The organism is Acetobacter ghanensis (assembly GCF_001499675.1).
Classification (GTDB): Bacteria; Pseudomonadota; Alphaproteobacteria; order Acetobacterales; family Acetobacteraceae; genus Acetobacter; species Acetobacter ghanensis.
Genome location: NZ_LN609302.1, coordinates 82334 through 108723, shown reverse-complemented (window position 1 = coordinate 108723; position 26390 = coordinate 82334). Strand labels below are relative to the sequence as shown.

The window sequence follows — 26390 nt, the reverse complement described above, 5'->3', positions numbered from 1 at the left end:
GATGCCGGTCTAACAAGGCCGGAATTAAGACTAGGAATAAGGGGGAGACAAATGCCTGCCGCTTCACAAATCAGGGCTTTGATCGTTGATGATCAGGCTTCTATCCGTCAGGTTCTGGCCAACAGCCTTGCAGAAATTGGTTTTACCAATATTGCCCAGCGCAAGGACGGTAAGGAAGCTCTGGAATATCTGGACCAGAACCCCACGCATCTGGTTATTTCCGACTTTAACATGCCGGTTATGGATGGTCTGGCCCTGCTGCGTGCCGTGCGCAGCAACCCAAAAATCCAGAAGGTGGCCTTTATTATCCTGACCAGCGAGGCCAGCAAGGATCTGGTGCAGGAAGCGGTCAAGGCTGGGGTTAACAACTTCCTTGCCAAACCTTACACCGTAGCCAAGCTGCGCGAGGTTCTGGAAAAGGTGTTCGGGCCTATCAAGTGAACGACCACCCTGCAGTAAAAACGGTTATTCAGGGAGAGGTGGCAATCTCTGGCGATGCGTCAGTGATTTTTGCAACGCTGCTTGGGTCCTGCGTATCGGTTTGTATGTTTGACCCGATTGCGCGTGTCGGTGGCATTAACCATTTTCTGCTGCCCGACGGGGGGGACAATCATTCCGGCACAGCCATGCGGTTTGGCGTAAACTCCATGGAAATGCTGGTCAATGGTCTGCTCAAGGCTGGCGGGCAGCGCAACCGTTTGGTGTGCAAGGTGTTTGGCGGGGCTGCGGTTGTGCCAAGTCTGGGGCGGATTGGGCAGGAAAACATCAAGTTCGTCACCCAGTATCTGACGGATGAGGGTATTCGCTGCGTGTCCCAGAGCTTGGGGGGCAGGCTGGCCCGTCGTATCCGTTTTTGGCCGACCACGGGTCGCGCACAGCAAAATCTGGTGCAGGACGTGCACGGTATTGGTAAGCAGGAAGTCGCCTACAGCCGGCGTGAGGCTGAAGCAGAACGGAAGTGGGCCAAGGAAGCCAGTTCCGAAGTTGAACTGTTTTAAAGAAGCCGAGCCGGAGAGGATAAAGACATGGATGTTGTGCACCCTTTGCCCCACACTATGGCAGGGACCGAGCGGAGTGTGAGTGAGGTTGTGGATCATCTGGTTGGGTTGCTGGATGAAACCTGCCAGGACTTTATGGGTGTGCAGCGTGTGGTGGGCGAGAACATGGATGCCGCGCCCCTGAGTGATGCTGATGTGCAGGCTTTGCAAAAGCTGGATTCCGCAACACAGACGGTCGAAGCCGTGTCTACCATTCTGCGCAATCTGGGGGCGTCTTACGGGCAACAGGTGGAGCAGCCGCTGGACATTGCCGTGTTAAGCCGTGGCGTTAAGCTCAGCCACGTTATTCAGGTGTTGCAGGACGGCACGCAGGTCGAACCCGCCTGCCATTCTGGCGAAGTGGACCTGTTTTAAACAGACCGGCTTTTTGTGCCGCCGCTTAAGGCGGCAAAGATTTGTGGGTGCTTTTGGCAATGGAAAGCCCCCACCCCAGTAGCAAAAACACCCATCCGGCTGTGCGTTCCGTAAAAAGGGAACTGGTTGAGGCCAACGGCCAGAACACCATGCACAGCGTAATGAACAGCATGGATGGCATAAGGCTCGTATTTGTCAGAGCCGAGCGCAGCAGCCTTTTCATCCAGACCACCACAAGACAGACAAACACACACAGCCCGACTAGCCCAACGGTTGTGGCGACTTCCAGATAAATGTTGTGCGGATGAATGTTGCACCCCACAGCAGGGTCCTGCCCGGCAACCAGATGGGCAAACTGCGGAATGGTGTACAGGTAGGCTGTATCGGCACAGTGGCGGCGAAAACCGTCAAACCCCAGACCCAGCAGGGGGTGTGCGTAAAGCATGTTCAGCGCGCGCATAAAGATCTGACCATACGGGGAGTGCGGAAAATCCCTGATCTGGGCAAAAAAGTGCAGGACCAGCTTGTTATATGCTGGGGGAGAGATGACCGGCAGCAACGCAAGGCCCACACTTCCGGCCAGTGTTGATAAAAGGACCGGCACGCGGGTTGTTTTTAACAGAATAGCGCACACAAACAGGCCAAAGAAAACAAGCAGCGCAGGCATTCTTTGCCCGATAATCACCATGGTGAGCAGCAGGAAGGACAAAATGCCAAATCCTGCCACCCTTTGCGCGATGCTTTTATTCTGCACCATGTAAAGTGGGTAGATCATCAAACCGGGGAACATGGTGATCATCAGCGCCGGTCCTGCGCGGGGGTCAAAAAACGGGCCGGTCAGCGCACCGTCTACCCATCTGGGAAAACCCCATATGTTGGTCCCCCAAATGTATTGCTGCCAGCATTCAACCAGCACCCACAGGGCAGCTAGTGTTACGGAAAAACCCAGAATCTGCCGGTCTTTTTTGTTGTCCAGCAGCCACGCTTCCAACGCTTTGGCAAAAACGAAGTATCTTAGAATAGCCAGAGATTCCAGCACGGCGTGCAAGGAGTGGTCCAATACGGAGGACAGAACCATAAGCCCCCACAAGGCCATGGCGTAGGGGAACCACCCGTGCAGGAGCTCCGCATATTTTTTTCTGAAAACGGTGTGGAACAAAAAGAGGATGGCAATAAACGCGACAATAAAGTTTGTAATCGCGCGGCCCCGTAACTGAAAAAAAGGCAGCAGAAAGCAGAGCAGGATCGCACTTTTTTTTAGCGTAAACCCACAAAAAGCGAACAGTCTTTTCAGGATCATAGTCTGGCTCTCCAAGCCGCAGAACAACCCGGCACGCAGCCTTCAGCCCCTCAGGCAGGTGCAAGAGGGGCGCTGTTGAGTGTGGGGCCAGCCCTCCTGTTTGGTCAGGAGGGGAGGGTTAGCAGGCGGTTGGCCAGAATGCGGGCATTCAGCGGCACAAGGCCCCCAACAATGCTGGAGGAGCAACTGCCGTAGGTCAGGCTTAGCCCGCAGGCTGCCGCAGCAATAATGCCGCCCACCCGGCCAGCCTGGTCCATTTTGCTGGCAACCATTGTTGTGGCGCCACGTTGAGCAAAGGCATAGCCAATATCGGCAGATTCCTCGGCATCCAGCCCGGCAGGCAGGACAAGGCTAAGGGTCGCGCCAACACGTTCGACCATCTGCATCATTTTAGACATGCTTACGGGGGAATACACGCAAATGCCCGGTAGATCGACCAGAATGGGTTGCCCCGGCTCCTTATGGTGCACGGCATCGGCCAGTATTTCGGACGTGCTGCCCTGAATAATGGGAATATTATAGGGCTGGAGCAGAGCGGAGAGTTTGGCAAAGCTCCCCGTGGTGTGGTCGCACGCAATAACCAGCGGGGGCGGGCTGTCCTTGTGGTCTTCCGACAGGATAAAGCGAGCCGCGAGCTTGGCCAGCACCAGCGTTTTGCCAGAGCCGGAGGCCCCGCCAAAAGCCAGCGGGGTCTGGGTCGCATCGGGCAGGGTGCCAAAGGACAGAACATTGTCCAACCCTTCCGCCAGAGTATTGCCTGCCAGCGCCTGAATAAGCGGACCGGGCACGGAGTGCCAGCGCAGGATGTCCTCTACCGTCAGATGGCTGACCGGCAGGGCAACACCGTCTGTTGCGGCAGTGTTTCCGTCCTGCACCGGATCGGGCGTGGACAAACCTTCCTCCGTGTTTCCCTGACGGCGCTCCGCAGCCTGCTGGCCGGCGGTGTCGGAGGGACTATCCTGCATATTCTACTCCCATGGTGCGGTCTGCTGGCTGCCTGTCACGATATGGTCGCAACCGTCTTGATCCGGGCACGAGGGTATATCTCAGCTTGCGAAAGAACGGAAATGGAAGGACGCACCCGTTCGACAATGGCGTGCATGGAATCCCTGACCGGGGAGGCAACGACAATGACCGGTATCTCGCCATTAGTGGAGAGCGCGTTGAAGGTATCGCGCAGTTTTCCAACAAAAACATTGAGCATGGAAGGCGGCATGGCCAGCTTGCGGTCTTCCGCCGGGCCAGTGATATGCGCCATAAAATCCGATTCCCATTTGGAAGAAAGGGTCACAATGGGAATGTAGCCACCCGGCCCAACCAGCGTGTTGCAGATCTGGCGCGACAGGCGCATGCGCACATGGTTGGTAAGGGGTTGAATGCCCCGCAGCCCCATGCCGCACGCTTCCTGAATGCTTTCCAAAATGGTGGGCAGGTCGCGGATGGAAACACGCTCGGCCAGTAGCGCCTGCAACACACGCTGTACGGTGCTGAGTGGCACCTGCGAGGGAATAAGGTCGTTAACCAGCTTCTGCTGCTCACGCGGCATATCATCCAGCAGGGCTTGTGTGGCCACATAGGTCAGCAGGTCAGGCAGGTTCTGGCGCACGGTTTCGCTCAGGTGGGTCACAATCACACTGGCGGGGTCCACCACGGTGCAGTTCATGGCCATGGCTTTGGTTTTCTGCGCGGGTTCAATCCAGACCGCAGGCAGGCCAAAGGCGGGTTCCGTGGTTTTTTCGCCCGGTATGGGCGGCACACCGCCCGAGGGGGTCATGGCCAGCAGCTTGTGCGGTTTGACCTCGCCCGAGGCAATCTCAATTTCCTTCAGCTTGATGACGTATTTTTCTGAAGGTAGGTGGATGTTGTCCTGAATCCGCACGGGCGGGGTTACAAACCCCATCTCGGTCGCAACGGAACGCCGCAGCGCCTTAATCTGCTCGGCAAGCTGGGGGGTGTCTCCACTGGTTAGGGGCAGCAGGCCAAAGCCCAGCTCAAGGCGGAGCAGGTCCAGCTTGAGAATTTCGGAAATGGGGGTGGTGGTGGGCTGTGGCGTAATTTCAGTCACATCCCCATCACTGTCGGATTCGGGGGCGCGGCTACGCAGCCACGCGCCGGTGCCTGCGGCAATGGCAATGGCCATAAACGGCAGCGCGGGCAGGCCGGGCATGAGCGCAAACAGGGCGGACAGGGCCGCCGCCACACCCAGAGGCTTGGCGTTACCGCTCAACTGGCGGGCTAGAATAACGTCGGCCGTGCCATCTGTTCCGCCCTTGGTCACCACAATACCGGCGGCGGTGGACACCAGCAGGGCCGGAATCTGGGAGACCAGACCATCACCCACCGTGAGCATGGTAAAGGTGCTGGCTGCTTCGCTCAGCGGCATTCCGTGGCGCAGCACGCCGATGGTCAGCCCGCCAACAATGTTGATGGCGGTAATAATGATGCTGGCAATGGCATCCCCACGCACAAACTTGGCCGCACCATCCATGGAGCCGTAGAAGGCGCTTTCTTCCTCCAGTTCCTTACGTTTGACGCGGGCCGTCCGTTCGTTGATGGCGCCAGAGGCAAGGTCGGCATCAATGGCCATCTGCTTGCCGGGAATGGAGTCCAGGAAGAAGCGGGCCGCCACCTCGGCAATACGCCCCGACCCCTTGGTAATGACCATAAAGTTCACAACCAGCAGGATACAGAACACAATCCCGCCGATTACCACGTCCCCGCCCATAAGGAACCCGCCAAAGGCGGCCACAACGTGGCCTGCGGCATAGGGGCCCTCGCTCCCGTGGCTGAGGATCAGCCGCGTGGTGGCAATTTCAAGCGACAGGCGCAAAAGGGTGGTGAGCAGCAAAAGGGTAGGGAAGGAGGTAAAGTCCAGCGGGCGCTCAAGGAACAGCGCCACCATCAGCACCAGCACCGAGGAGGTGATGGAGATGGACAGCCCCATATCCAGAATAAAGGTCGGCAGTGGCAGAATAAGGATGGACAGCAGCACCACCACGCCCACGGCCAGCCCGATATCCGTGCCCGGAATCATGGCGCGCCACGGCAGGGCTTTCCATCCGCCGTTGCGCAATGTGCCGACCGACTGCGTAAGAAGGCGCGAGGTCGATGCAAATCTTACGCGTGCGGCAGCGGTCTTGTCCGCCAGTTTGCCAGCAGCGGCTTTTTTGACCGAGTTGCCATCGGCAGTATTCAAGAACCACGTTCCCTTTGGTGTTTGTAGCGGCACGGTTTACGGCGGATTCTGTAATGATCCATCCTGTTGCGGACCATGACAGACTGCGCCATTAAAGCCCCTGTATGTGCTATGCAAGTACAGTTAACACCAAGTGCAACCCAAGGCCAGAAAATGGTTCTGGCCCTGCGGTGTCTTCCTGTTTGTGCGCAGTTGGCGGGGTGCGCCACGGCTGGTTAAGTCCGGCTGGTATGGTAAGGTCCGCCCCTATGAACAGTACGGGCAGAACGTGAGCATGAGGGAGACCTGGGAGCCGGATGCGGCGGAGGTTGCAGCCCTTGTTGCCCGCAGGCAGGAGGTTTTGCACCAGCCCACGGCGGCGGGGATGGCGGAGGTGTGCGCCGCCTTGTGCCATGCGGGCCGCAACCGCGATGCCGTAAGCCTTGCGCTGGAGGTTGTGGCAGCCCACCCCCATAATGCGCCCCTCGTGTTGGCTGCGGCTGATGTTATGGCCCACCATACGCCCCGGTTGGATATTGTGGTGGCCTTGTTGCGTCAGGTTGTGGCGCTAGAGCCACATAATCTGGCGTATGCGGTCCGGCTGGCGGCGGCGCTGGTGGAACAGGGCGATGTTGCCGGTGGTTGTGCGTTGTATGAGGAGGTCATGGCCCGCGCCCCTGCGCAGCGGCCAGTTGTGGGGCAAAATCTGGCGGCCACGCTGTTGCGCGTGGGGCGGCCAATGGAGGCCTTGCACCTGCTGTACACCCTTGTGGCCGAAGGCCCGCCCGATGCGGCCCTGCTTGCCACCATGGGGGCCGCACTGGTGCGGCTGAACCGCTCGGGCGAGGCCCTGCTCTGGTACCAACAGGCGCTGGAACTGGAGCCGCACAATACCACCACGGCCCTTAACTACGCCTTTGCGCTGCTCAAGGCCGGGCAGTACGGCAAAGGGTGGGCATGGTTTGCGCACAGACCCCCGCAGACAAACGGCCTCACCCATTGGCTAGCCAGCGTGCCCCAACTCCAGCGGGACGATGTGGCGCAGGCCAATCTGGCAGGCAAAAAAGTGGTCCTGTATCAGGAGCAGGGGTTTGGAGACACGCTCCAGTTCATCCGCTTTGCCGCTGGTCTGGTGGGGCTGGGGGCGCAGGTCAGCATAGCCACATATCCCATGCTGGTGCGGCTTCTGGCCATGTCTTTTCCCTCCATGACCGTCTGCTCCTTGCCGGATATGGATCGGAACGCGCGGTATGATTACGCCTTGCCGGTGCCCTATCTGCCCTCCGTTATGGGGATGCAGACGGCGGCGGATATTCCCGCCACTGTGCCGTATTTGCGCGCGGACCCGGCGGATGTGGCGCGTTTTGCGGCCCTGCTGCCTGCGGGCCGCCCGCGTATTGGTCTGGTCTGGTCGGGCGAGCGGCGGGGCACGGGGCGGGATGTGCTGGCCGACCAGTTACGCTCGACCACGCTGGAGGTCATGGCGCAGGCGCTTACGCCGGTGGACGCCACACTGGTCAGCCTTCAGTTTGGCGCGCCACGGGCCGATCTGGCGGCATGGCACGGCCAGCCGATTTTTGACCCGATGGAGCATGTGCAGGATATGGCCGACACAGCGGCCATTATGGACAATCTGGACCTGATTATTTCGGTCGATACCTCTCCGCTGCATCTGGCGGGGGCTCTGGGCAAATCGGTATGGATGGTCAGCCGGTGGGATGCGTGCTGGCGGTGGGGTGATGCGGGGGAACAGACGCCGTGGTACCCCACCATGCGCATTTTCCGCCCGCAGGAACGCACGTTTGGGCCGGTGCTCCAGCAGGTGGGTGCGGCCTTGCAGACATGGGTTGCCACAATCCGGCGAGGCTGAAGGCGATGCACCCCCGCATGGCATGACCGGGGGGAGCGTGGTAAGGCTGAACACAGATGACCACAAGGGTATAAAAAGGGCGGACATGACAGCGATGTGGGAGCCTGAAAAGGCAAATATGCAAAAGCTCATGGCCCAGAAGCAGATTCTTCTGCAAAATCCGAACCCGCTTAAGGCCGGAGGGCTGTGCGAGGCCATGTGCCGGTGCGGGATGACGGATGAGGGCGTGCGGCTGGCACTGGAGCTTGTTGCCCGTTTTCCCGACCAGACCCCGTATCTGCTGGTGGCTGCCTATATCCTCTCCATCCACGCTGCCCGGTACGATATTGCTGCCGCCATGCTGCGTAAGGTGGTGGCGCTGGAGCCTGATAACGCAACAGCCAGAATTCACCTCGCCAAGGCGCTGGTGGCCAAGGGCGACCTGCCCGGCGGCAGTGCCCAGCTTGCGGATGTGATCCGCCGTTTTCCCGATCAGAGGGTGGAGGCCACACTCCAGATTTCCGAAACATTCCTGCGTATGGGTTATCCGCAGGAGGCGCTGGATGTCATGCTGTTTACCATTAGGCAGGGCGCGCCACAGGCCCAGATGTTTAACCTCATTGGGTGTGCGTTAGGGTGCCTCAACCGCTCGGAGGAGGCCATCCCCTGGTATAAACAGGGCAAGGCGCTGGACCCGAATGATGAGGGGCTCAAGCTCGGTCACGCGCTCGCACTCCTCAAATCCGGTCAGTATGGGGAAGGGTGGGAACTGTACGCGCAACGCCCGCCCAAGCTAACCCAGTTGACCCGCTGGTTTGCAAAGATCCCCACCTTGCAGAAGGGGGATGACGTTGCTGGCAAAACAGTGGTGCTGTACCAGGAGCAGGGGCTGGGCGACACGCTCCAGTTCATCCGCTTTGCCCATTGTCTGGTAGAGCGCGGCGCGCAGGTAACGGTAGCGGTTGGGGGTGTTCTGGAACGGCTTTTGCGCCTGTCCTACCCGGAATTGACCGTGCGTATTCTGGCCGAGATCAAGCTGGACGAACAGTTTGACTATGCCCTGCCTATTCCCAACCTGCCTTATATAGCAGGCCTGCAACGGGCGGCGGATATTCCCGCCACTGTGCCGTATTTGCGCGCGGACCCGGCGGATGTGGCGCGCTTTGCGGCCCTGCTGCCTGCGGGCCGCCCCCGCATTGGTCTGGTCTGGTCGGGGGACCGGCGGCAGTCGGGCGAGGATGTGATGGCCGACCAGTTGCGCTCGACCACGCTGGAAGCCATGGCGCAGGCGCTTACGCCGGTGGACGCCACACTGGTCAGCCTTCAGTTTGGCGCACCACGGGCCGATCTGGCGGCATGGCACGGCCAGCCTATTTTTGACCCGATGGAGCATGTGCAGGATATGGCCGACACAGCGGCCATTATGGACAATCTGGACCTGATTATTTCGGTCGATACCTCTCCGCTGCATCTGGCTGGCGCGCTGGGGTAAACCGGTGTGGATGGTCAGCCGGTGGGATGCGTGCTGGCGGTGGGGGGATTCGGGCGAGACATCGCCGTGGTATCCAACATTGCGTATTTTCCGCCCGGAGGAGCGTTCGCTTGCGCCGGTACTCCAGCAGGTGGGGACGGCTTTGCAGGCTTGGGTAGCCACCCAGCGGCACGGTGGCCAGCAGCAGGTCCCGGCCAGCCCACAGCCAGCACCAGCGGGCACCGCCATGGCGGATCAGGCTGATATGAGCCGCATTGCCAGCAGCCCGAACGACACATTCCCTATTCCCCTGCCGGAGGGGCTGACGGTGGAAGCCCTGTGGGAACAGCGGCAGGCGCTGATACAGAACCCAACAGCCGAACGCCTGCATGATCTGGCTGTCATGCTGTTCGAGCTACGGCATCAGGCAGCGGGCGAACAACTGGTGCGGGATGTGCTTTTGGCACATCAGGACAACGTGCCCATTCTGCTTAGCGCCATACTGCTGCTGAACACCTACACAGCGCGCTACGATCTGGTGGCCGCATTGCTGCGCAAGGCAATGCACCTCAAGCCCGAAATGCACGAGCTCAAGCTCTTTTTGGCCAATACCCTGATCGCACAGGGGGACCTGATGGCGGGCCTGCGCATTTTTGCCGAGATTGTGCAGAACCACCCGGATATGTGGCTGTATGCGTGCGAGCATATTTCGCTCGCCTTGCAGGATGCCGGTTTTCTGGACGAGGCCCTCCGGGTTCTGGAGGACTGGTTTGCCAATGCGCAGGACACTACACCCGCCCTGCTGAACAACATGGGGTGCGTGCTCCAGCGGCTGAACCGCTCGGAGGAGGCGCTGGTCTGGTACAAAAAGGCGCTTGATCAGGAGCCGGATAACGCCGCCATCCGGCTGGGTTACGCGCTGACCCTGTTCAAGGCCGGGCGCTTTGGGGAGGGGGCCAAGTATTATCAGGACCGCGCTATGGGCCTGACCGACCCGCTGGCATGGTACCATAGCCTGCCACGCCTCCAGAAGGGGGATACTCTGGCGGGCCGCTCCATTGTGGTCTGTCAGGAACAGGGGTTTGGGGACAGCCTTCAGTTTGTACGCTTTGTGCCGCGTCTGGTGCAGGCCGGGGCCAAGGTTACGCTTGTGGTGCCCTCCAACCTGCTGCGGCTCTTTGCGCTCTCCTTTCCCATGGCCACGGTTGTGGAGGATTGCAGGTTTGTCCGCCAGAGCGGGTATGACGCCATAGTAACCCTGCCGGACCTGCCGTTTGTGCTGGGGGTGGAGTGCCCGTCCGATATTCCGGCCGACATTCCCTACCTTAAGGTGGACCCAGCGGATGTGGCGCGCTTTGCCGCCCGTATGCCCGCCAGACGCCCACGGATTGGCATTGTGTGGGCAGGGGGCAAACGGCCGAAGGCGTCCGAAGCCATTGTGGACCAGCGCCGCTCTACCGCTCTGTCCAACGTTGGCCCGGCCCTGACCCCGGTGGATGCCGTGCTGGTTAACCTCCAGCATGGTCCCGCGCGGGAGGAACTGGCGGCATGGCACGGCCAGCCCATTCTGGACCTGATGGGGGATGTGTACAACATGGCCGACACGGCCGCAGTTGTTGAGAATCTGGACCTTGTGGTGTCGGTCGATACATCCATCGTGCATCTGGCGGGTGCGCTGGGCAAACCGGTGTGGATGGTCAGCCGCCGGGATGCGTGCTGGCGTTGGGGGGATTCGGGCGAGACATGGCCGTGGTACCCAACGTTGCGTATTTTCCGTGCGCAGGAGCGGTCGTTTGAGCCGGTTCTGGAGCAGATGGGCGCAGCCCTGCGGCAATGGGTGGCAACGTGGCGGCCGGGCAAGGGCGCGCTGGATTAACCAGCCCTCCCTGCACCGCTCATACACAAGGCTGCACCACGGGGGTACGGCCTTGTCGTGGCGCTGGCGTTAATCCCCGTTCTGGGAGGCAACACGCTGGGTAGAGGCGCGCGCCACGGGGTTGGCCCGGTAGGAGGCCAGCGAGCGCCCGCGCATTCCGCTGCCGTGGCTGTTGCCCACAGGTGCGGGCTCCACAAAATTGCGCATACCCTGAAAAGGATGAAACACCTTGGGGTGCGAGATAATGGGTGTGCCATCCGGCCCCGTGCCCGTGCTGGCTTCCGCCACCATCATAGGCGGGTGACGAACGGAGGGGGTAACGGGGTGCGGGAACACCTGCGGCATCACCGGGCCTTTTTGCGCCACGGCATCGCGCCCATCCTGCGGCATGGCCCATGCCTCCAGCACCTTCCACTGGTAGGGGGTGCCTATGCCGGGAGTCTGGGAGTGGTAGGCGGCGGCCGCGCGCGGCCAGCTCCCCGTCTTGTCATACATCTGGAGCAGAAAATTGCCCGCGTACATGGCGTTGCGTTGCGGGTCGAACGCCAGTTCCAGCGAGGAGAACGCATCGGGGTGCTGTTGCAGGTTGACCTGCATACACCCAACGTCAATGGACATGATGCCCTGCTGGCGGAAGCTTTGCACCGCAGCCACGGCTTCTGCCCGGCTGTTGTAATGGTAGCCAATACCCGCAGCATTAACGGTCCACGGCCATGCGGAAACCGTGCCGTCGGATTCGACCTTCCCACTTTCCACCCGCCCCATGGCGGACAGGAATCCATCGGGAATATGCAGGCTGCGCTCGGCCTGCGCCGTGGCTGCCGTACACATCTCCGCCTCCACAGAGCGGGCATGGGCCTGTGTGGCGGCCAGAGGGGCAGTGCAGGAAAACAGGGCTGCGCAGAGCAGCCAGCGGCCGGGCAGGGTGCGGGGGGAGTAAGGCATCATGCGGGGTCGGGCGGGAGCGTGGGTCTGGGCAAAGCCGGACAGCGTGTCCCTTACCTCCTTACTATTGTTGGCCATTATGCCAGTAATGGAAGAATACAGCGCGCGACAGACAGGCAAAACTGGCCTTGGTCGGGTCTTTCTATACAGGGCTGTATTCCTGCGGGGCGCAGGATGCAAGGATTCATGTCCAAAAGATCATGCCCTGCCAAGTCCGGGCTGATTAATGCCATGATTTTGCATCATCTTTGCTGTTCCCGGCTTCCTTTGGCATCACGCGGGATGGGATGCGGGGTGCATGGGGTGGTAAAAAAGGCTTTTGGGCAGGGGCCGAGGCAGGTTACATGGGCATTGAATGGAATGGCCAGCGCGCCTATCCTTATGACACAATGTGACGTGATGACCCTGCACCCGGTGCCGGGCTGATCAATCAGGGGTAAGCAGGTATATGAGGAACCGCCTCAAGGCGAGCAACGGGCATGGCAGCGCAGCCAGTCACAATGGCAATGTGGCGGCGCCATCTTCCAACCGTATGGGGCGGGGGCGTCGGTCTGGGTTCGGGCCGTTATGGCCGCCGTTTTCATGCTCTCCCTGTTTGTGCCCGTCTCTCCCGCTCATGCCATTACGGTGCGGGTGAAGGATATTGTTGATTACGAAGGCGTGCGGGACAACCAACTGGTCGGCTACGGGCTTGTTGTGGGCCTGCATGGCACGGGCGACCGTCTGACCAACATCATCTTCACGCGTGAGACGTTGATCAGCATGCTCAACCGTCTGGGCGTGAACATCCGTGACCGTGAAATTCAGTTGCAGACGCATGACGTGGCCGCCGTTATGGTCACCGCCACCCTGCCGCCGTTCTCACACGGGGGCGGGCGGATTGACGTAACCGTTTCCGCCGTGGGTGACGCGCAGGACCTGACCGGGGGTACCCTGCTGGTAACGCCCCTACAGGCTGCGGATGGCGAGGTGTACGCCGTGGCGCAGGGTTCCCTTGTGACCAACGCCTTTACGGCGGGGGGGCAGGCCGCAACGGTTACGCGTAACATCCCCACCAGCGGGCATATTGCCAATGGTGGCGTGGTGGAACGTGAGGTGCCGGTCAAACTGGGGGAGACGGGGGTTATTCACCTCTCGCTGCATAACCCCAACTTTACCACCGCAACCCGTGTGGCCGAGGTTATCAACCGCAGAATTGGCGCGCATATGGCGCAGGTGGATGACCCGCGCACCATTGCCGTGGACCTGACCGGGCGCAACCCGTCCCTGACCCTGTACCGGATTGGTGACCTCCAGATTGAGCCGGATACCATGGCCAAGGTTGTGGTGGATGAGGCCAGTGGCACCATTGTTATGGGTGACAGTGTGCGGATTAGCACCGTGGCCATTGCGCAGGGGAACCTGACCATTCAGGTCACCGAAACACCACAGGTGGCCCAGCCAGCCCCCTTCTCCAACGGTGTGACCGCCGTTGTCCCCCGTACGCAGGCCAATGTGAGCACGGATAGCTCGCACAGGTTGGGTATCCTGCGGGAAGGGCCAACACTGGCCAGCCTTGTGGCGGGGATGAACGCACTGGGCATGGGCCCGCGAGACATGATTGGCATTTTGCAGGCCATCAAGGCGGATGGCGCGCTACAGGCCGATCTGGAAGTGAGGTAGTCAGCAATGAGCTCAATTCCCAACGTAAGCGCAGCCCAGATTGCCAGCGCCCAGAACGCCGCGTCCACCCGCGCGGGGCTGAGTGCTGAGGCGCTGGAAAAAACGCGCAAGGCCGCCATCGACTTTGAAGGCGTGACCATAGGCGAAATGCTTCAGCCTATGTTTGACACGGTGGACACGGCCAACAGCCTGTTTGGCGGCGGGGCGGCGGAGTCCCAGTTCCGGTCGTTGCAGGTGCTGGAAATGGGGAAGCAGATTGCCAATAATGGCGGCATTGGTCTGGCGGACAGCGTGTACCGCCAGATGGTGGCCATGCAGGAAAAAGCACAGCAGGAAAAGGGCGAATCATGACCGATAAGCCGCAGGATCTGCAAGACCGGCTGTTGCAGTGCTTTGGTGCTGTAAGCGCTCTGCTGGAGCAGGAAAACGAACTGCTGAAGTCCGGTCAGTGGCAGGATGTGGAGAAGCTTGTGCCCCGCAAGCGGGAGTTGACGCAGCTTTTGCGCAAGCTGCTCTCACCCGCGCAGGTTCGGTCCTTGACGGCGGAAGAGCGGGCCAGTCAGGTCGGCCCGGAAATGGAAGCCGCCATTAAGCGCTTTAACGCGCTGGTCAAAGCGAATGACGACCTGCTTCAAAGCGCCATTGCCGCGCAGGATACGCTTATCAAACTTGTGCTGGACGATGCAGCGCAGGAGCAGCGCCTTGGGTATGGCGCATCTGGCAGTTACACGGTGGGTGCCCACGGTGGTGGGGCGCTGGCCTTGCGGGGCGACTTTTAAGCCGCTCCGCCCCAAATTACAGCTTTACCAGTAGCCGCCAATAACCTTGCGCGGCTGGTTCCCGGCCGGGTCCGCGCCGGAGTACCATGCGCTCCAGTCCCACAAAAAGGTGTCACGCCGGTTTTCCGCCGTCATGGCCGCCAGTTCCTCCACAACGGAGGGGGGCTGCTTCTTTTTGTCCTGCATCTGCGCCGTGGTCATGTTGTGCAGGGTACGGAAGGCGTTTTCCGAGCCCATATACACACACCCGCACCCAATGGGGTCCGCGTAAAGGTAAATCGGTCCATCGGGGGAGGGGCGGTAGGTTAACTGCCCCGGCGGCAGGCGGTTCATCATGGCGTAACGCGCGGTTGTGTCGGCCTGATGGGCCACAAACCCGGCCTCGGAGAGCGTTTTGCCCTTTTCCAGATACGGTGCCGCGGGGGACATGCACCCCGCCAGCGTGGTGCACAGCAGCCCGGCTACAGCCTTGGCCAGTTGGCTGGCGCGGTTGGGTGTCGCCTTGGGTGGCAAGGGGCTGCCTGTGTGCATCTGGCGGGTTCCGTGCTGTGTTTTTTTAGAGGGAGGGAGCCGAGGCGTCTGTCATGCAAAGGGGCGGCACGCAAACATAAGCCTTCATGGTGGAGTAGTGCAGGCTCATCAACTGCGGAAGCGTCTGTGCGGCCACATTGCCATCCTGCCCATTGGCAGCGGGTACGCTGGTGCTGGTCAGGGGCACGCAGGCCTTGATCAGCTTTTCCGCGCCGGAAGGGGAGATGGCATAGCCAGCGATACTCTGCGTGGCCATAAGCGGGAAGGCGAGGGAGGTGACGTTCATCTCGCTCAGCGCGGCGGCGCCACGGGCGGAGTACGGAGGCTGCACCGCGCCAGAAAAGAGCGCCAGTTCCGGCAGAACATCAAACTGAATGGTTGCGCCGGGCGTGTTGCCCCACAGCACAAAGTCCCAGTCCTCTGGCAGGCTGGCCAGAATGCGCGTGCTTTCCGCTTCAAAGTTGGCGCACAGCACGGCGTTGTTTTCAAACACATGCACGGCGGTCTTGTGCTGGGCCACGTTGCCCCACAGCGCCACGTGGGACAGGGCTGCGGCAAATGCGCGGGGGGAGAACTGACATTCGGCCGTAATCAGGTTCATCTGCTTCATGGCCTGCACGTCTAGCGTCTGCTCGCTAACGCCAATGGAGCGGACAAGCTCGGGAACATGGGCGTTCAGGCGCAGGAACCGGTCCGTCTGGCCTGGCGTTGTGTCATTGCTGATGAAAAACTTGAACATCTACGGTTCCTGCTGGGGTCAGGTTGAATAAAATACGTCCGCTACCCGGATACGCACGAGATAATGGGAGGCGCCGCCATTGCCGGTACCAGATCATGCAAAACAGAGACCCGCGGCGAAACCCGTTTATGTGCATTGAGAATACGGCAGAGTAGGACACAAGGAAAGCCTTGGAAGCATGAAAGCTGACAGAGCATATTCCTGTGGCTTTGTTGGGGGCAAGGCCATATACTGTGCCCGAATACATGGTTTTTTTAAGGTCGCAGGCAACGGCCATCGCATTGGTATGCAGCACGTAAAGGATTGGATTTATGAGCGTTAGCGGTATTTCGCCGGTAAGCCAGTATCTGATGGCCCTGAAGAATGAAGATGCGGCCGCGTCCAACTATGCCAAGACCGATGTGACGACCAAGCAGGCCGTAGCCGCGTTTGAAGAATCCGCCGCGACCATTACCACCGCCAGCCAGCTGCTCAAGAATTACTCCACCCTTCAGGTGGTGCTGGGTGCCTATGGCATGGGGTCGTATTCCAGCGCGACCGCCATTGTGCAGAAGCTGCTGACGCAGGACCCCGATTCCTCCACGTCGCTCGCCAAATCATCCGGCAACGCCACGTGGCTGGCCTTTGCCGATGCGTTTAAATCCTGGGGGGAAGGCGGGGGCAGCGTGCAGACAACGCCGCTGACATCCTCCACCATTACCTCCATCGTCAACGAATATCAGACCGACACAACGGCCTCCCTCACCAGCGATATTTCGAGCTTCAAAAGCGAGGCGGCGACCATTACCACCGCCAGCCAGTTGCTGAACAACTCTACCGTGCTGGATGTGGTGCTGAGCGCCTTTGGCATGGAATCGCTTGAGGATGACACAACAGTCCTGACCTCGTTGCTCACGCAGGACCCAAGCTCCTCCACATCGCTGGCGCAGACATCGGGCAACACGTCGTGGCAGGCTTTTGCCTACACGTTTCAGGCTATGGCCAAGGGGGGCGGCACGGCTACGTCCACACCGTTTACCTCCTCCACCCTCAGTTCCATTGCGCTGCGCTACCAGATTGCGGTTAACAACGCGATCGACACCAATGTTAATGCGTTCAAAAGTCAGGCGGCGACCATCACCAGCGCGTCCGCCCTGATGAGCAATTCGACCGTGCTCTCCATGGTCATGAGCAATTACGGGCTGGATTCCAGCACGGACAACACCAGTATTCTTACCGCGCTGCTCACGCAGGACCCCACATCGTCCACCTCTTTGGCGCAGGCGTCGGGCAGTACGGCATGGCAGGACTTTGCCACCGCCTTTAAGGCGCTGGGCCAAGGGGATGGCACAGCTACATCCACGCCGTTTACCTCCTCCACCATTACCGCCATTGCCAGCAAATATACGGCGGAAATCGGGAGCGAGACCAGCGCTGCCATTACGTCCTTCAAGAGTGATGCGCTGAGCATGACTTCGGTGAATGACCTGCTGAATGACAGTTCATCCTTGCAGGTGGTGTTGGGGGCGTATGGTCTGGGGTCTCTGGCCAGCGATACCGATGTGGTGAAAACCCTGCTGACGCAGGACCCGGATTCCTCCACCTCTCTGGCGCAGACATCGGGCAATTCCGAATGGCTGGCCTTTGCCGAGGCCTTTAAAACATGGGGGCAGAATAACGGGACCGGCAGCGTTATGTCGTCCACGCTTATTGCGTCCATTTCCTCCAGCTTCCAGAGCAACATGACCTCGCTGGTGCAGTCGGGCATCAGTGCGTTTGCAAGTGCTGCTGCGACCATCACCACCGCCAGCGCCCTGCTGGCCAATTCTAGCGTGTTGCAGGTTGTGACCGGGGCTTACGGCGTGGATGCCGCCAGTAACGAGACTACGCTGGTTAACGCCCTGCTGACGCAGGACCCCACATCGTCCACATCGGTTGCGGCTGCTTCGGGCAATTCCACGTGGCAGACCTTTGCCGATGCGTTTGAAGTCTGGGGTGCCAGCGGGGGCAGCGTGAGCGCAACGCCCTTTACGTCTGAAAAAATTCAGACCATCGCGGATGATTACGAACTCCGGCAGTACGAAAGTAGCTCCGCGCTGAGTGACAACGGTGTTGGTAACGCCCTGTACTTTACCCGCACCATGAGCAGCATTACGTCCCTGTCCCAGCTTATGTCAGACTCGACCCTGCTGACTGTGGTGGAGACAGTCTCCGGCTACGACCCGGACCAGTTTGGCGCGCTGGATTATGACCAGCAGGTGCGTCTGCTGGAAAAGAAGGTGGACCTCACCAAGTTGTCCACGCCCAAGCAGATCCAGCAATATGCCGAGCAGTATCTGGCCATGTTGCAGATCAACCCACAAACGCCGGATACGCCCGCCAGCCTGCTGGACCTGTTTGGTGGGGATGATAGCGATGAGGGTATTCTCGCCCTGTTTGATGATGGCAGTGACGATTCCTCCTCCTCGGGCAGTATTTATTCCAGCCTGTTCTAGGCAAGGTGGTCCTGCCCTGCACGTATGGGGCGGGGCAGCATAACCCCGTATCTGGTTTGTTGTTGACGTGAGTTCGGAACCGCTTTCTCCCTCGCCAGTCGAGGCTTCCGTATCTGCCCTTTCGGGCGTGCTGGACGCCGTGCGTGGCGCTATTTCCAGCCCCCGGCATGATGTGCCCGTGGGAATGCTGGAGGGGCGGGTTACGGGCCTTTCTGGCCTGTCAGTCTCGCTCAGTGGTCTGCGGGACTTTACCGGCGTGGGTGACCGCGTCACCATTTACGGGTTGGATGGACGGCAGACGCAGGCCGAAATTGTGGCCTTTCAGCAGGATATTGCCATTGCCATGCCCTTTGGCTCGCTGGAGGGTATTGGTTCGGGCTGCCGTGCGACTTTCCAGCTTTATGATCAGGAACAGAGGCGGCGCAGGGCCGGGGGTACGCTTATGGTCAATGCCGGGTGGCAGGGCCGGGTGGTGGACCCCATGGGGCGGCCTATGGATGGCAAAGGCCCGCTCCCGTCCGAGGGTACGCCCCAGCGGCTCCATGCCTCCCCGCCGGAGGCCGCCATGCGTGCGCGCCTTGGCCCGCGCATAGACCTTGGGGTGCGCGCACTCAACCTGTTCACCACCTGCCGCGAGGGCCAGCGCCTTGGCCTGTTTGCGGGTTCGGGCGTGGGTAAGTCCACCCTTATGGGTATGCTCGCGCGGGATACGGCGTGTGACGTTGCAGTTATTGCGCTGGTGGGCGAACGTGGGCGCGAAGTGCGCGAGTTTGTAGAGGATGATCTGGGGCCGGAGGGGCTGGCCAAGTCCGTTGTGGTGGTCGCCACGTCCGACACATCCCCCCTTATGCGGCGCGAGGCCGCCTATGCCGCCATGGCCGTGGCCGAGCACTTCCGCGATCAGGGCAAGTCGGTGCTGATGCTGATGGATAGCGTAACCCGCTTCTGTCAGGCTTTGCGTGAGATTGGCCTGTCCTCGGGCGAACCTCCTGCCACGCGTGGCTACCCACCCAGTGTTTTTGCCGAACTGCCCCGCCTGCTGGAACGCGCAGGCCCGGGCCTGATGGACGAGCAAGGCCATGCCGGGCAGATGACCGCCATGTTCTCTGTGCTGGTGGAAGGGGATGACCAGAACGAACCCGTGGCAGATGCCGTGCGCGGTATTCTGGACGGGCACGTGGTGCTGGAACGCCGCATTGCGGAATCCGGGCGTTACCCTGCGGTCAATGTACTGCGCTCGCTCTCGCGCACAGTGCCGGGATGCCTGACGGAGGAGGAGAACCAGCTTGTGCTGCAAGCTCGCTCCTGCCTGTCCACTTGGGATGAGATGCAGGACATGGTCCGCCTTGGCGCCTACCGCCCCGGCAATGACCAGCGCGTGGACGAGGCCATTCGCGTGGCCCCGGCGGTGGAGGAAATGCTCAAGCAGCGCAAGGGTGAGCGCGCCACCCTGCCTGAAAGTTTTGATGCCCTACGGGGCGCGCTGTCGTAGCTGAACAGCCATGAGCAGCGCCAGAATCCGCTCCCTTCATGCGTTGATCCGCCTGCGCAAAAAAGAGGCGGATGAGGCCCGCGCCGGTATGGCCCGCGCACTGGCGGCCGAAAACGCAGCCCTGACGGAGCTGGAGCGCCAGTTAACCCAGATCGAGCTTGAGCGGGACGAGGCAGAGGGGGATGCCGGGCGGGAGTCCTTCCGGCTGTGGTTGCCCGTTGCGCAGGAGAACGTTGCGCAGGCCGAGCAGATGGTGCTCAAGACCCGCCACGATTCCATACGGGTGCGCGAGGAACTGATACAGGCCAATGCCGCCTACAAGGCCGCGCAGACCCTGCTGGAGAAGCGTGAGGAAGAGGCGCGCGTTCTGCTTGCACGGCGTGAGCAGGCGGAGCTGGACGACCTGTCCCGCCGGGCCCGTCCGTTTTTTCAGTAGGAGCGGGCATGGGTCCATCGTTTGGCGGCGATAACATGCAAAGCCGTTAAAAAACGATGGCAAACGGCTCTTTTCTTATGTTTGCTCCTTGAGAAAGCGGAGTGTGCCCGCTATCGCTTACAGAACATGAGGGGCTGACAGTGATCGTGCACAATGCGACCCGTTTCTCCCCACACTCGTGAGTGATTAGGAAAACGTATGCAACAGACAGAGCTGCAACCCGCAAAAATTTTTGTTGCGACCCCGTGCTTTGGCGGGATGGTTACGCAGGAGTATATGGAATCCATCATTGCATGTGCCGGAGTGCTTCAGGTCCCCATGACCCTCTCCCTTCTGGGGGATGATGCGATGATCAGCCGTGCACGCAATACCCTGATGCACAAGTTCCTGACCCTGTCTGACGCAACGCACCTGCTGTTTATTGATGCGGATATTGGCTTCCCGGCCGAGGCACCGGCCCGCCTGCTGGCGGCTGGCAAGGACGTGGTGGCCGGGGCCTACCCGATCCGCGAATATTTCTGGGACAAAACCACCCAGCAGAACATGGTGCATGGAGAAGCGCAGGAAACCGCATCCCTGCGGTATGTGGGCGAGACCGAAGCCATGCACCAGACGTGGGAAAAAGGCCCCATGGTCAAAACCCACTACGCGGGCACCGGGTTTATGATGATCAGCCGCAACGCGCTGGAACGGATGGTTAAAGCCTACCCCGAGACCGCCTACCGCCGGATTGACGCCGCCGATGGTGACACGGGCAGCACCGCCTATGCCCTGTTTGACGGCAGCATTGACCCCGAAACCGGAACGTACCAGAGCGAGGACTTTACCTTCTGCCGCCGCTGGCGCGAAATCGGGGGGGAAGTCTGGCTGGATACCTCCATTAATCTGACACATGCAGGCCGTGCCGCGTTTCACGGTAAACCAGCCTGCCGTGTTGGTATGGCTCACAACAAGGGCGCCTAAGGTCGCAGTAGCACCACATGCCAAATAACAACAAACGCCCCGTCATTATCAAACGTGGGGGCGATTCAGGCGAGCAGGGTCATCACGGCGGCGCATGGAAAATTGCGTACGCCGACTTCATGACGGCCATGATGGCCTTCTTTTTGGTGATGTGGCTGCTGAATGCGACAACGGAAGAGCAGCGCAAGGGTATTGCGCAGTTCTTTAACCCCATGGCGGAAAAAGACACCCGTCTGGGGTCCTCCAACGGGATGCTGGAAACATCTCCCTCCCCCCTTACGGCGGGCACTACGCTGCGTAAGGTCAAAGATGGGGACGCCCCGGACGATAACGGGGGCGAACAGCCCGGCGCCAAGGATGCGCCCCGCCGCTCGGAGGAGGGCGGCTCGCCCGATAACATTACCCGTGGGCTTAAGGCGCAGCTTACCCCTGCCTCCCCCTCCATTATTCCCATTGGTGGGCCGGAAAGTGGTGGCGGCAGGAGCATTGGCACCATTGGTGTGGACAACCCTGTGGCCGCTGCGGCGGAACAGGCCAAGATTGACAATATGGTCAAAGGGCTGGAGCAGTCCGTGGCGCAAAACCCGGATACACAGGCCGCGACCAAGAACATGACCGTCTCCTTCGGGCGGGATGATATTCGGATCGAACTGCGGGACGCCAACAACACCCCCATGTTCGACACCGCCTCCGCCACCCCCAATGCGGCTGGCCGCAAGATGCTGGAGCAGATTGGCGCGTGGTTGGCCCCCATGCCAGAGCAGTTGTCCATTGTGGGCTATACCGATGCCGACCAGTACCGCCCGACCAAGCGTGGAGGCATGTCCAACTGGACCCTCTCCGCCCAGCGGGCAGATGGCGCGCGGGAGGTGTTGGTTAGGGCTGGGTACCCCGACCGTAATATTCTGAGCGTATCGGGCCGAGCGGACCGGGATCTGGCGGTGCCGTCCGACCCCGGTGCTGCGGCTAACCGGCGTGTGGTGCTGATCCTGCATCGTCGCTTTGAAAATCCCGGCCAGCCGGGTGGGGCCATTGTGCCCATGCCCGCGCAGGGGGATGCCACATCGCAGCAGCCCAATGGGCAGGCCAACGGGCAGCCCGCGCAACCTGCTACGCCAACACCCCCGCAGGGCGGTGCCCCGGCTCCGGCGGCCTCAACGCCGCCCGCTCCTGCGCCTGCCGCACCGGCAGCAGGGCAGCAAGCGCCAGCCGCACCGGCTACAACCCCGGCGGATGCCCAGCCTGCCCCGGCGGCGGCTCCCCGGCGGGTGAGAGGGGTGCGTGTGCGTACGGTGACAAGGCCGCGTACCCAGCCAGCGGAGGCTCCGGCCCCAGCCCCAGCCCCTGCGGACCAGCCGTTCCAGCCCTCGCAGGATACGTGGACACCCGCACCGCAGTAACCGCCCGTAACAGGATGATGACGTGCCGCAGGCAGGTGGTGCCAGCCGGTACAACGTAGTTGAAAGTGGAGACCGTTAAATGCTGTTCATTGGGGGGCTCATTTTTGCGCTGCTCTGCGTGTTTGGCTCGTTTGTGGCATCGGGCGGGGCGCTTGCGCCGCTTATTATGTCCATGCCGTTCGAACTGCTGACCATTCTTGGGGCTGCAGTTGGTATTTTTGTCATGTCCAATTCCAAGGACGTGCTCAAGGAATTCCCGCATTACCTGCGCCGCACCATTAAGGGGCCGCGCTACAACAAGGCGGCCTATACGGAGCTGCTGGTCACGCTGTTCCGCTTTATGCGGCTGGCGCAGGCCAAGGGCAACATGGCGCTTGAAGAACATATTGAAAACCCGAACGACAGCAGCATTTTTGCGCTCTCTCCCAATGTGCGGGACGATGTGCCAACCCGCGCACTGATCTGCGATTACCTGCGCCTGATCAGCCTGAACATGGATGACGCCTACCAGCTTGATGAAGTGATGGGGCGTGAGCTTAAAAAGAACCTGAGCGAAGAGCTGCACACATCCGAAAGCCTGCAAAGCATTGCCGACGCCCTGCCAGCCCTTGGCATTGTGGCCGCCGTGCTGGGGGTTATTAAAACCATGGCCTCCATTAGCAAGCCGCCGGTCATTCTGGGTGAGATGATTGCAGGCGCACTTGTTGGGACCTTTCTGGGTGTGCTTTTGTCTTATGGCGTTGTGGCCCCACTTTCGTCTAGGATGCGCGATGTGGTCTCGCAGGACGCACGGTATCAGGACCTAATCCGCACGGTTTTCGTGGCGCATCTGCAAGGCAACCCGCCGCAGATCTGCGCGGAAATCGGGCGTAAGGACATACCGCATGCGTTTATGCCCACATTCGCTGAGCTTGATTCTGCCCTGTCCGAAGCAAGTCACCCGGGGGCAGCGGCGGCCTAACAGGGTATAAGGAATGCCACCAGCGGGTCCGCTGGAGGAGGGGAAAAGCTGATGGGTATCAAGTCAACAAGTGCTGTGAATACGAGCGAAAGCGCGCAGGAAGCGCCGCTTTCCTCCCTTCTGGCCGCTATTTCCTCCCGCACTAGCACAGGGGCGGCGGCCACGACCGCTGCGCAGACCAGTGGTTTTGCTGCTGTGCTGAAGAGCATGGCCGCCCCATCTTCCACGGCAACCCACGGCCGCCATGCCGCCACGCAGCAGTCCACGTCTGCGGCCACTACCAGCGGCACGCAGGGCGGTGCGGACCAGTCTGATAGTACGGCGTCCTCCTCCACTACCACCAGTAGCAACAGCACCTCCAGCAAGTCTGCCGCAGCCTCCTCCACGCCGGCCGCCACAACCAGCACCACGGCCAGCAAGGCCAAGGGGACGGGTGCCGCCACCACCACCGCCGTGGCGGGGAAGGCGCAAAGCAGCAAACACACAAAAACCCAGACTGAAGACACCAGCACGGATGAGCAGGCCGCCACCACGGCGGATGAGAGCGCAACCACAGCCACTGCGGCCGACACCAGCCAGACGACGCAGGATTCCAGCGTATGGAGCATGGCGGAAACGCTGATGCAGATGGCCTTGCAGGGGGCGGATTCGCTGCCCGGACAAGCGCAGACGGCAGGGGTGACTACGGCACAGGCCGGGAGCGATGCCACATCCGCCGCTACTTTGGACGCCAACGCCACACAGGCCGCGCAGCTTGCCAATGGGCAGGGTGTGGGCAGCCTGTCGGCTGATGCTCTGCTGCAAGGGGCGCTGTCTGTTGCCGCAGGTTCCCTCGCGCCGCAGGGGCTGACCAGTCTGGCCGGGCAGAGCGGGTCTGTCTCCCTGACCGGGGCGTTGTCCGGCCTTGCCACTGGTTTGGCCTCGGCTCTGGCGCAGCCTGCAACAAGTTCGGTAGGGCCAAACCTTGCCAGCGTGGCGCAAAGTGCCACCGCACCGCAGATGGCCTCGGCCACCGCAAGCCCCGTGGTGCAGAACCCGCTGGGTACGCTGGCAGCCAGTGTGGCCAGCCAGCCCGGCACGCAGGCCACCACCGCCTCCGCTGCCACGGCGGCTACGGATACGGCGCAGCAGTCCGCAGCGCTTACGCTCCAGCAGGTTGCTGCTGTTGTCAGCAATGTTAGCGTTACCCAGTCCACTACCCAGCAGAGCGGGCAGGCGGCAGATGCCGTTGCTGGTAGCACCCTGACCACGGATGGGCAGGCAGGCCTTACAGCCGACGCCACGACCGCCATGGTGGCGCTGGGCAGCACGGTGCAGGAAAGTGAAGGTGGTTTTTCCGACCAGTCCGGCAGTGGCGCGGGCGAGGAAGGGCAGCAGGCCTTGCTGGCCGATAGCGGGGCGCAGACCAGCACACTGGCGCAAAGTGCGGCGCAGGAGGCATCCTCCTTTTCTTCCACGCTGGGTACGGCGCTAGGGCAGACACAGGGCCAGAGCACCGCAACAACAACAGCACAGGCCGGGCAGGCAACGGCCACCGCCGCGCAGGAGGATGAGCAGACCACGGGCCTGTTCTCCCTTGCCGGGGCGGATAGTACGGATACCGGCGTATCCATGACCGTGATGACCGCCGATTCTACCCCCGTGCATGTGCGCGTACAGGGGACGGATGGCGTAACCACGGGTGTTGTGCTCCAGAGTGAGGATGCCGCAACCGCGCACCATCTGGCCAATACACGGCACGAGCTTGTTGCAGCGCTGGACGCTGCGGGTGTAAACGTAGAGCACCTGAAGATTGATGTTGTTGCCGCGAGCGACACAGGCAATAATACCAGTCAGCAGGATACGGGTAGCAGCAGCAGCTTTGCCGATGGCGCTTTTGGCGGTGCCAACAGCAGTGCAGGGCAGGGCGGTAGCCAGTCTTCGGGCGGGAACGCATGGGCCGCAAATGCTCTGTCCACCGCATCGGATCTGGCGGGTGCGGAGCAACAGGATGGCAGTGCAACCTCATCCGGCACGCGCGTAAATGATGGACGTGGGGTTAACATTACCGCCTGACCCCGGGCGTATCTACAAGGCACACAGGAAGGAAGCGGGCTTATGTCCACGACGTCACTGACGACCAGCGAATACAGTCTGCTCTCGGCAGCGGAGGCAACGGCCAAAAGCTCTGCCGCCACGTCCAGCTCGACGTCTTCCACCACGTCGTCAACGTCGGCTACGTCAGCGTTGTCCTCGCTTGCGGATAACTACACCACGTTCCTGACCCTGTTGACCACGCAGCTCCAGCATCAGGACCCCAGCAGCCCCATGAGCAGTGACTCCTTCACCAGCGAACTGGTGGAGTTTGCCGGGGTGGAACAGCAGGTGGAAACCAACTCCAAGCTCTCCTCGCTCATCTCGCTTAACGAGAGCGGGCAGCTCAGCTCGGACAGCGCACTTGTTGGCTCGCAGGCAACGGCAACGTCCACCACCCTGCCGTTGCAGAACAGCTCCGCGCAGGTCAACTTCCAGGGCACATCGGGGCAGACGGTTGCCATTGCGGTGTCCAACTCCGCAGGCACCATCGTCAAGGACGACTTGGTTACCGCTACCAGCGGAACCAATACGTGGACGTGGGATGGCACCGACAACAGCGGCAACCAGCTGTCCGACGGGGCCTACAGCGTTGCGGTCAAGACCATGGATTCGTCGGGCAATACGTCCGATGTGTCCTTTACGGTTACGGGCACCATTACGGGTATCCAGACCGGGACGGACGACATGGAAGTGCAGATGGGCAGCGCCACCATCCCGATGAGCGAGCTGACCAACGTGTCTCAGGTGTCTTCGTCGTCCTCATCTTCTTCCTCATCGTCTTCTTCTTCGGACGACGACACGTCCGATACGTCAGACAGTTCCTCCACCGGGTCCTGATGACGGGCGGGG

24 protein-coding genes are annotated in these 26390 nt (G+C 61.0%); 18 read left to right on the top strand and 6 right to left on the bottom strand.

The genetic code is table 11. The features are described from left to right. The first annotated feature begins 51 nt into the window (after positions 1–51). From AGA_RS00535 to AGA_RS00525, 3 genes are read left to right on the top strand one after another with little or no spacing between them, the layout of a single operon-like run. A complete protein-coding gene (locus AGA_RS00535; protein WP_059022555.1) occupies positions 52–441 on the top strand; it encodes a response regulator in 390 nt (129 codons plus the stop codon). Then, complete coding sequence (locus AGA_RS00530; protein ID WP_059022554.1) at positions 438–998, top strand: chemotaxis protein CheD; 561 nt, start codon at positions 438–440, stop codon at positions 996–998. Before AGA_RS00535 ends, AGA_RS00530 begins: the two co-directional genes overlap by 4 nt. A gap of 27 nt (positions 999–1025) precedes the next feature. Next, positions 1026–1412, top strand: coding sequence for a hypothetical protein (locus AGA_RS00525; protein WP_059022553.1), 387 nt, complete (start codon positions 1026–1028; stop codon positions 1410–1412). Between the two features lie 25 nt (positions 1413–1437). Here AGA_RS00525 and AGA_RS00520 read toward each other — a convergent pair whose 3' ends face one another. From AGA_RS00520 to flhA, 3 genes are all read right to left on the bottom strand, one after another. Beyond that, positions 1438–2712, bottom strand: coding sequence for an O-antigen ligase family protein (locus tag AGA_RS00520; protein ID WP_059022552.1), 1275 nt, complete (start codon positions 2710–2712; stop codon positions 1438–1440). Positions 2713–2816: 104 nt separating this feature from the next. Next, on the bottom strand, positions 2817–3677 hold the full coding sequence (locus tag AGA_RS00515) for a P-loop NTPase family protein (RefSeq protein ID WP_059022551.1): 861 nt from the start codon (positions 3675–3677) through the stop codon (positions 2817–2819). 35 nt (positions 3678–3712) lie between these two features. After that, positions 3713–5746 carry a flagellar biosynthesis protein FlhA gene (gene flhA / locus AGA_RS00510; RefSeq protein WP_059024546.1) on the bottom strand — a complete coding sequence of 678 codons (2034 nt, stop codon included), beginning with the start codon at positions 5744–5746 and terminating at the stop codon, positions 3713–3715. 436 nt (positions 5747–6182) lie between these two features. Here flhA and AGA_RS00505 point away from each other — a divergent pair, with 436 nt between their 5' ends. The 3 genes from AGA_RS00505 to AGA_RS13315 all read left to right on the top strand — a co-directional run bounded on the left by AGA_RS00505 (position 6183) and on the right by AGA_RS13315 (position 11083). After that, positions 6183–7757, top strand: a complete 1575-nt coding sequence (locus AGA_RS00505; protein WP_231945862.1) for a glycosyltransferase — start codon at positions 6183–6185, stop codon at positions 7755–7757. Positions 7758–7875: 118 nt separating this feature from the next. Then, on the top strand, positions 7876–9228 hold the full coding sequence (locus AGA_RS00500) for a tetratricopeptide repeat protein (protein ID WP_172793708.1): 1353 nt from the start codon (positions 7876–7878) through the stop codon (positions 9226–9228). Positions 9229–9238: 10 nt separating this feature from the next. After that, the gene (locus tag AGA_RS13315; protein WP_231945860.1) at positions 9239–11083 is read left to right on the top strand and encodes a tetratricopeptide repeat protein; all 1845 of its coding nucleotides are present in this window, start codon (positions 9239–9241) and stop codon (positions 11081–11083) included. Positions 11084–11152: 69 nt separating this feature from the next. On the opposite strand, the gene AGA_RS00495 is transcribed toward AGA_RS13315, so the two are convergent. After that, positions 11153–12106 carry a transglycosylase SLT domain-containing protein gene (locus AGA_RS00495; RefSeq protein ID WP_059022550.1) on the bottom strand — a complete coding sequence of 318 codons (954 nt, stop codon included), beginning with the start codon at positions 12104–12106 and terminating at the stop codon, positions 11153–11155. Positions 12107–12276: 170 nt separating this feature from the next. Between AGA_RS00495 and AGA_RS13970 the strand changes: the two genes are divergently transcribed. The 4 genes from AGA_RS13970 to AGA_RS00480 all read left to right on the top strand — a co-directional run bounded on the left by AGA_RS13970 (position 12277) and on the right by AGA_RS00480 (position 14469). Further along, positions 12277–12423: a hypothetical protein gene (locus tag AGA_RS13970; RefSeq protein ID WP_231945858.1), complete on the top strand. Its 147-nt coding sequence runs from the start codon at positions 12277–12279 to the stop codon at positions 12421–12423. 172 nt (positions 12424–12595) lie between these two features. Then, on the top strand, positions 12596–13690 hold the full coding sequence (locus AGA_RS00490) for a flagellar basal body P-ring protein FlgI (RefSeq protein ID WP_059022549.1): 1095 nt from the start codon (positions 12596–12598) through the stop codon (positions 13688–13690). A gap of 6 nt (positions 13691–13696) precedes the next feature. Continuing rightward, positions 13697–14041, top strand: coding sequence for a rod-binding protein (locus AGA_RS00485; RefSeq protein ID WP_083503487.1), 345 nt, complete (start codon positions 13697–13699; stop codon positions 14039–14041). Continuing rightward, the gene (locus AGA_RS00480) at positions 14038–14469 is read left to right on the top strand and encodes a hypothetical protein (protein ID WP_059022548.1); all 432 of its coding nucleotides are present in this window, start codon (positions 14038–14040) and stop codon (positions 14467–14469) included. Before AGA_RS00485 ends, AGA_RS00480 begins: the two co-directional genes overlap by 4 nt. 24 nt (positions 14470–14493) lie before the next feature. Here the strand turns inward: AGA_RS00480 and AGA_RS00475 are convergent, their stop codons facing one another. Next, entirely contained in the window at positions 14494–15000 is a 507-nt protein-coding gene (locus tag AGA_RS00475; protein ID WP_173568016.1) for a hypothetical protein, read from the bottom strand. 25 nt (positions 15001–15025) lie between these two features. Next, positions 15026–15739 carry a glycosyltransferase family 25 protein gene (locus AGA_RS00470; protein ID WP_059022547.1) on the bottom strand — a complete coding sequence of 238 codons (714 nt, stop codon included), beginning with the start codon at positions 15737–15739 and terminating at the stop codon, positions 15026–15028. A 311-nt stretch (positions 15740–16050) separates the two neighbouring features. Here AGA_RS00470 and AGA_RS00465 point away from each other — a divergent pair, with 311 nt between their 5' ends. The 8 genes from AGA_RS00465 to AGA_RS00430 all read left to right on the top strand — a co-directional run bounded on the left by AGA_RS00465 (position 16051) and on the right by AGA_RS00430 (position 26378). Next, complete coding sequence (locus AGA_RS00465) at positions 16051–18213, top strand: DUF1217 domain-containing protein (protein ID WP_059022546.1); 2163 nt, start codon at positions 16051–16053, stop codon at positions 18211–18213. Positions 18214–18397: 184 nt separating this feature from the next. Continuing rightward, a complete protein-coding gene (fliI, locus tag AGA_RS00460) occupies positions 18398–19705 on the top strand; it encodes a flagellar protein export ATPase FliI (protein ID WP_194299284.1) in 1308 nt (435 codons plus the stop codon). 10 nt (positions 19706–19715) lie between these two features. Next, positions 19716–20141 (top strand): flagellar FliJ family protein, encoded by a 426-nt coding sequence (locus tag AGA_RS00455; protein ID WP_059022545.1) that lies wholly within the window; start codon positions 19716–19718, stop codon positions 20139–20141. 198 nt (positions 20142–20339) lie between these two features. Next, entirely contained in the window at positions 20340–21104 is a 765-nt protein-coding gene (locus AGA_RS00450; RefSeq protein ID WP_059022544.1) for a hypothetical protein, read from the top strand. 17 nt (positions 21105–21121) lie between these two features. Continuing rightward, positions 21122–22504, top strand: a complete 1383-nt coding sequence (locus AGA_RS00445; protein ID WP_083503486.1) for a flagellar motor protein MotB — start codon at positions 21122–21124, stop codon at positions 22502–22504. Positions 22505–22583: 79 nt separating this feature from the next. Beyond that, positions 22584–23465, top strand: a complete 882-nt coding sequence (motA, locus tag AGA_RS00440; RefSeq protein WP_059022543.1) for a flagellar motor stator protein MotA — start codon at positions 22584–22586, stop codon at positions 23463–23465. A gap of 51 nt (positions 23466–23516) precedes the next feature. Continuing rightward, positions 23517–25520 carry a hypothetical protein gene (locus tag AGA_RS00435; RefSeq protein WP_059022542.1) on the top strand — a complete coding sequence of 668 codons (2004 nt, stop codon included), beginning with the start codon at positions 23517–23519 and terminating at the stop codon, positions 25518–25520. 42 nt (positions 25521–25562) lie between these two features. Next, on the top strand, positions 25563–26378 hold the full coding sequence (locus tag AGA_RS00430; RefSeq protein ID WP_059022541.1) for a flagellar hook assembly protein FlgD: 816 nt from the start codon (positions 25563–25565) through the stop codon (positions 26376–26378). Positions 26379–26390 lie beyond the last annotated feature (12 nt).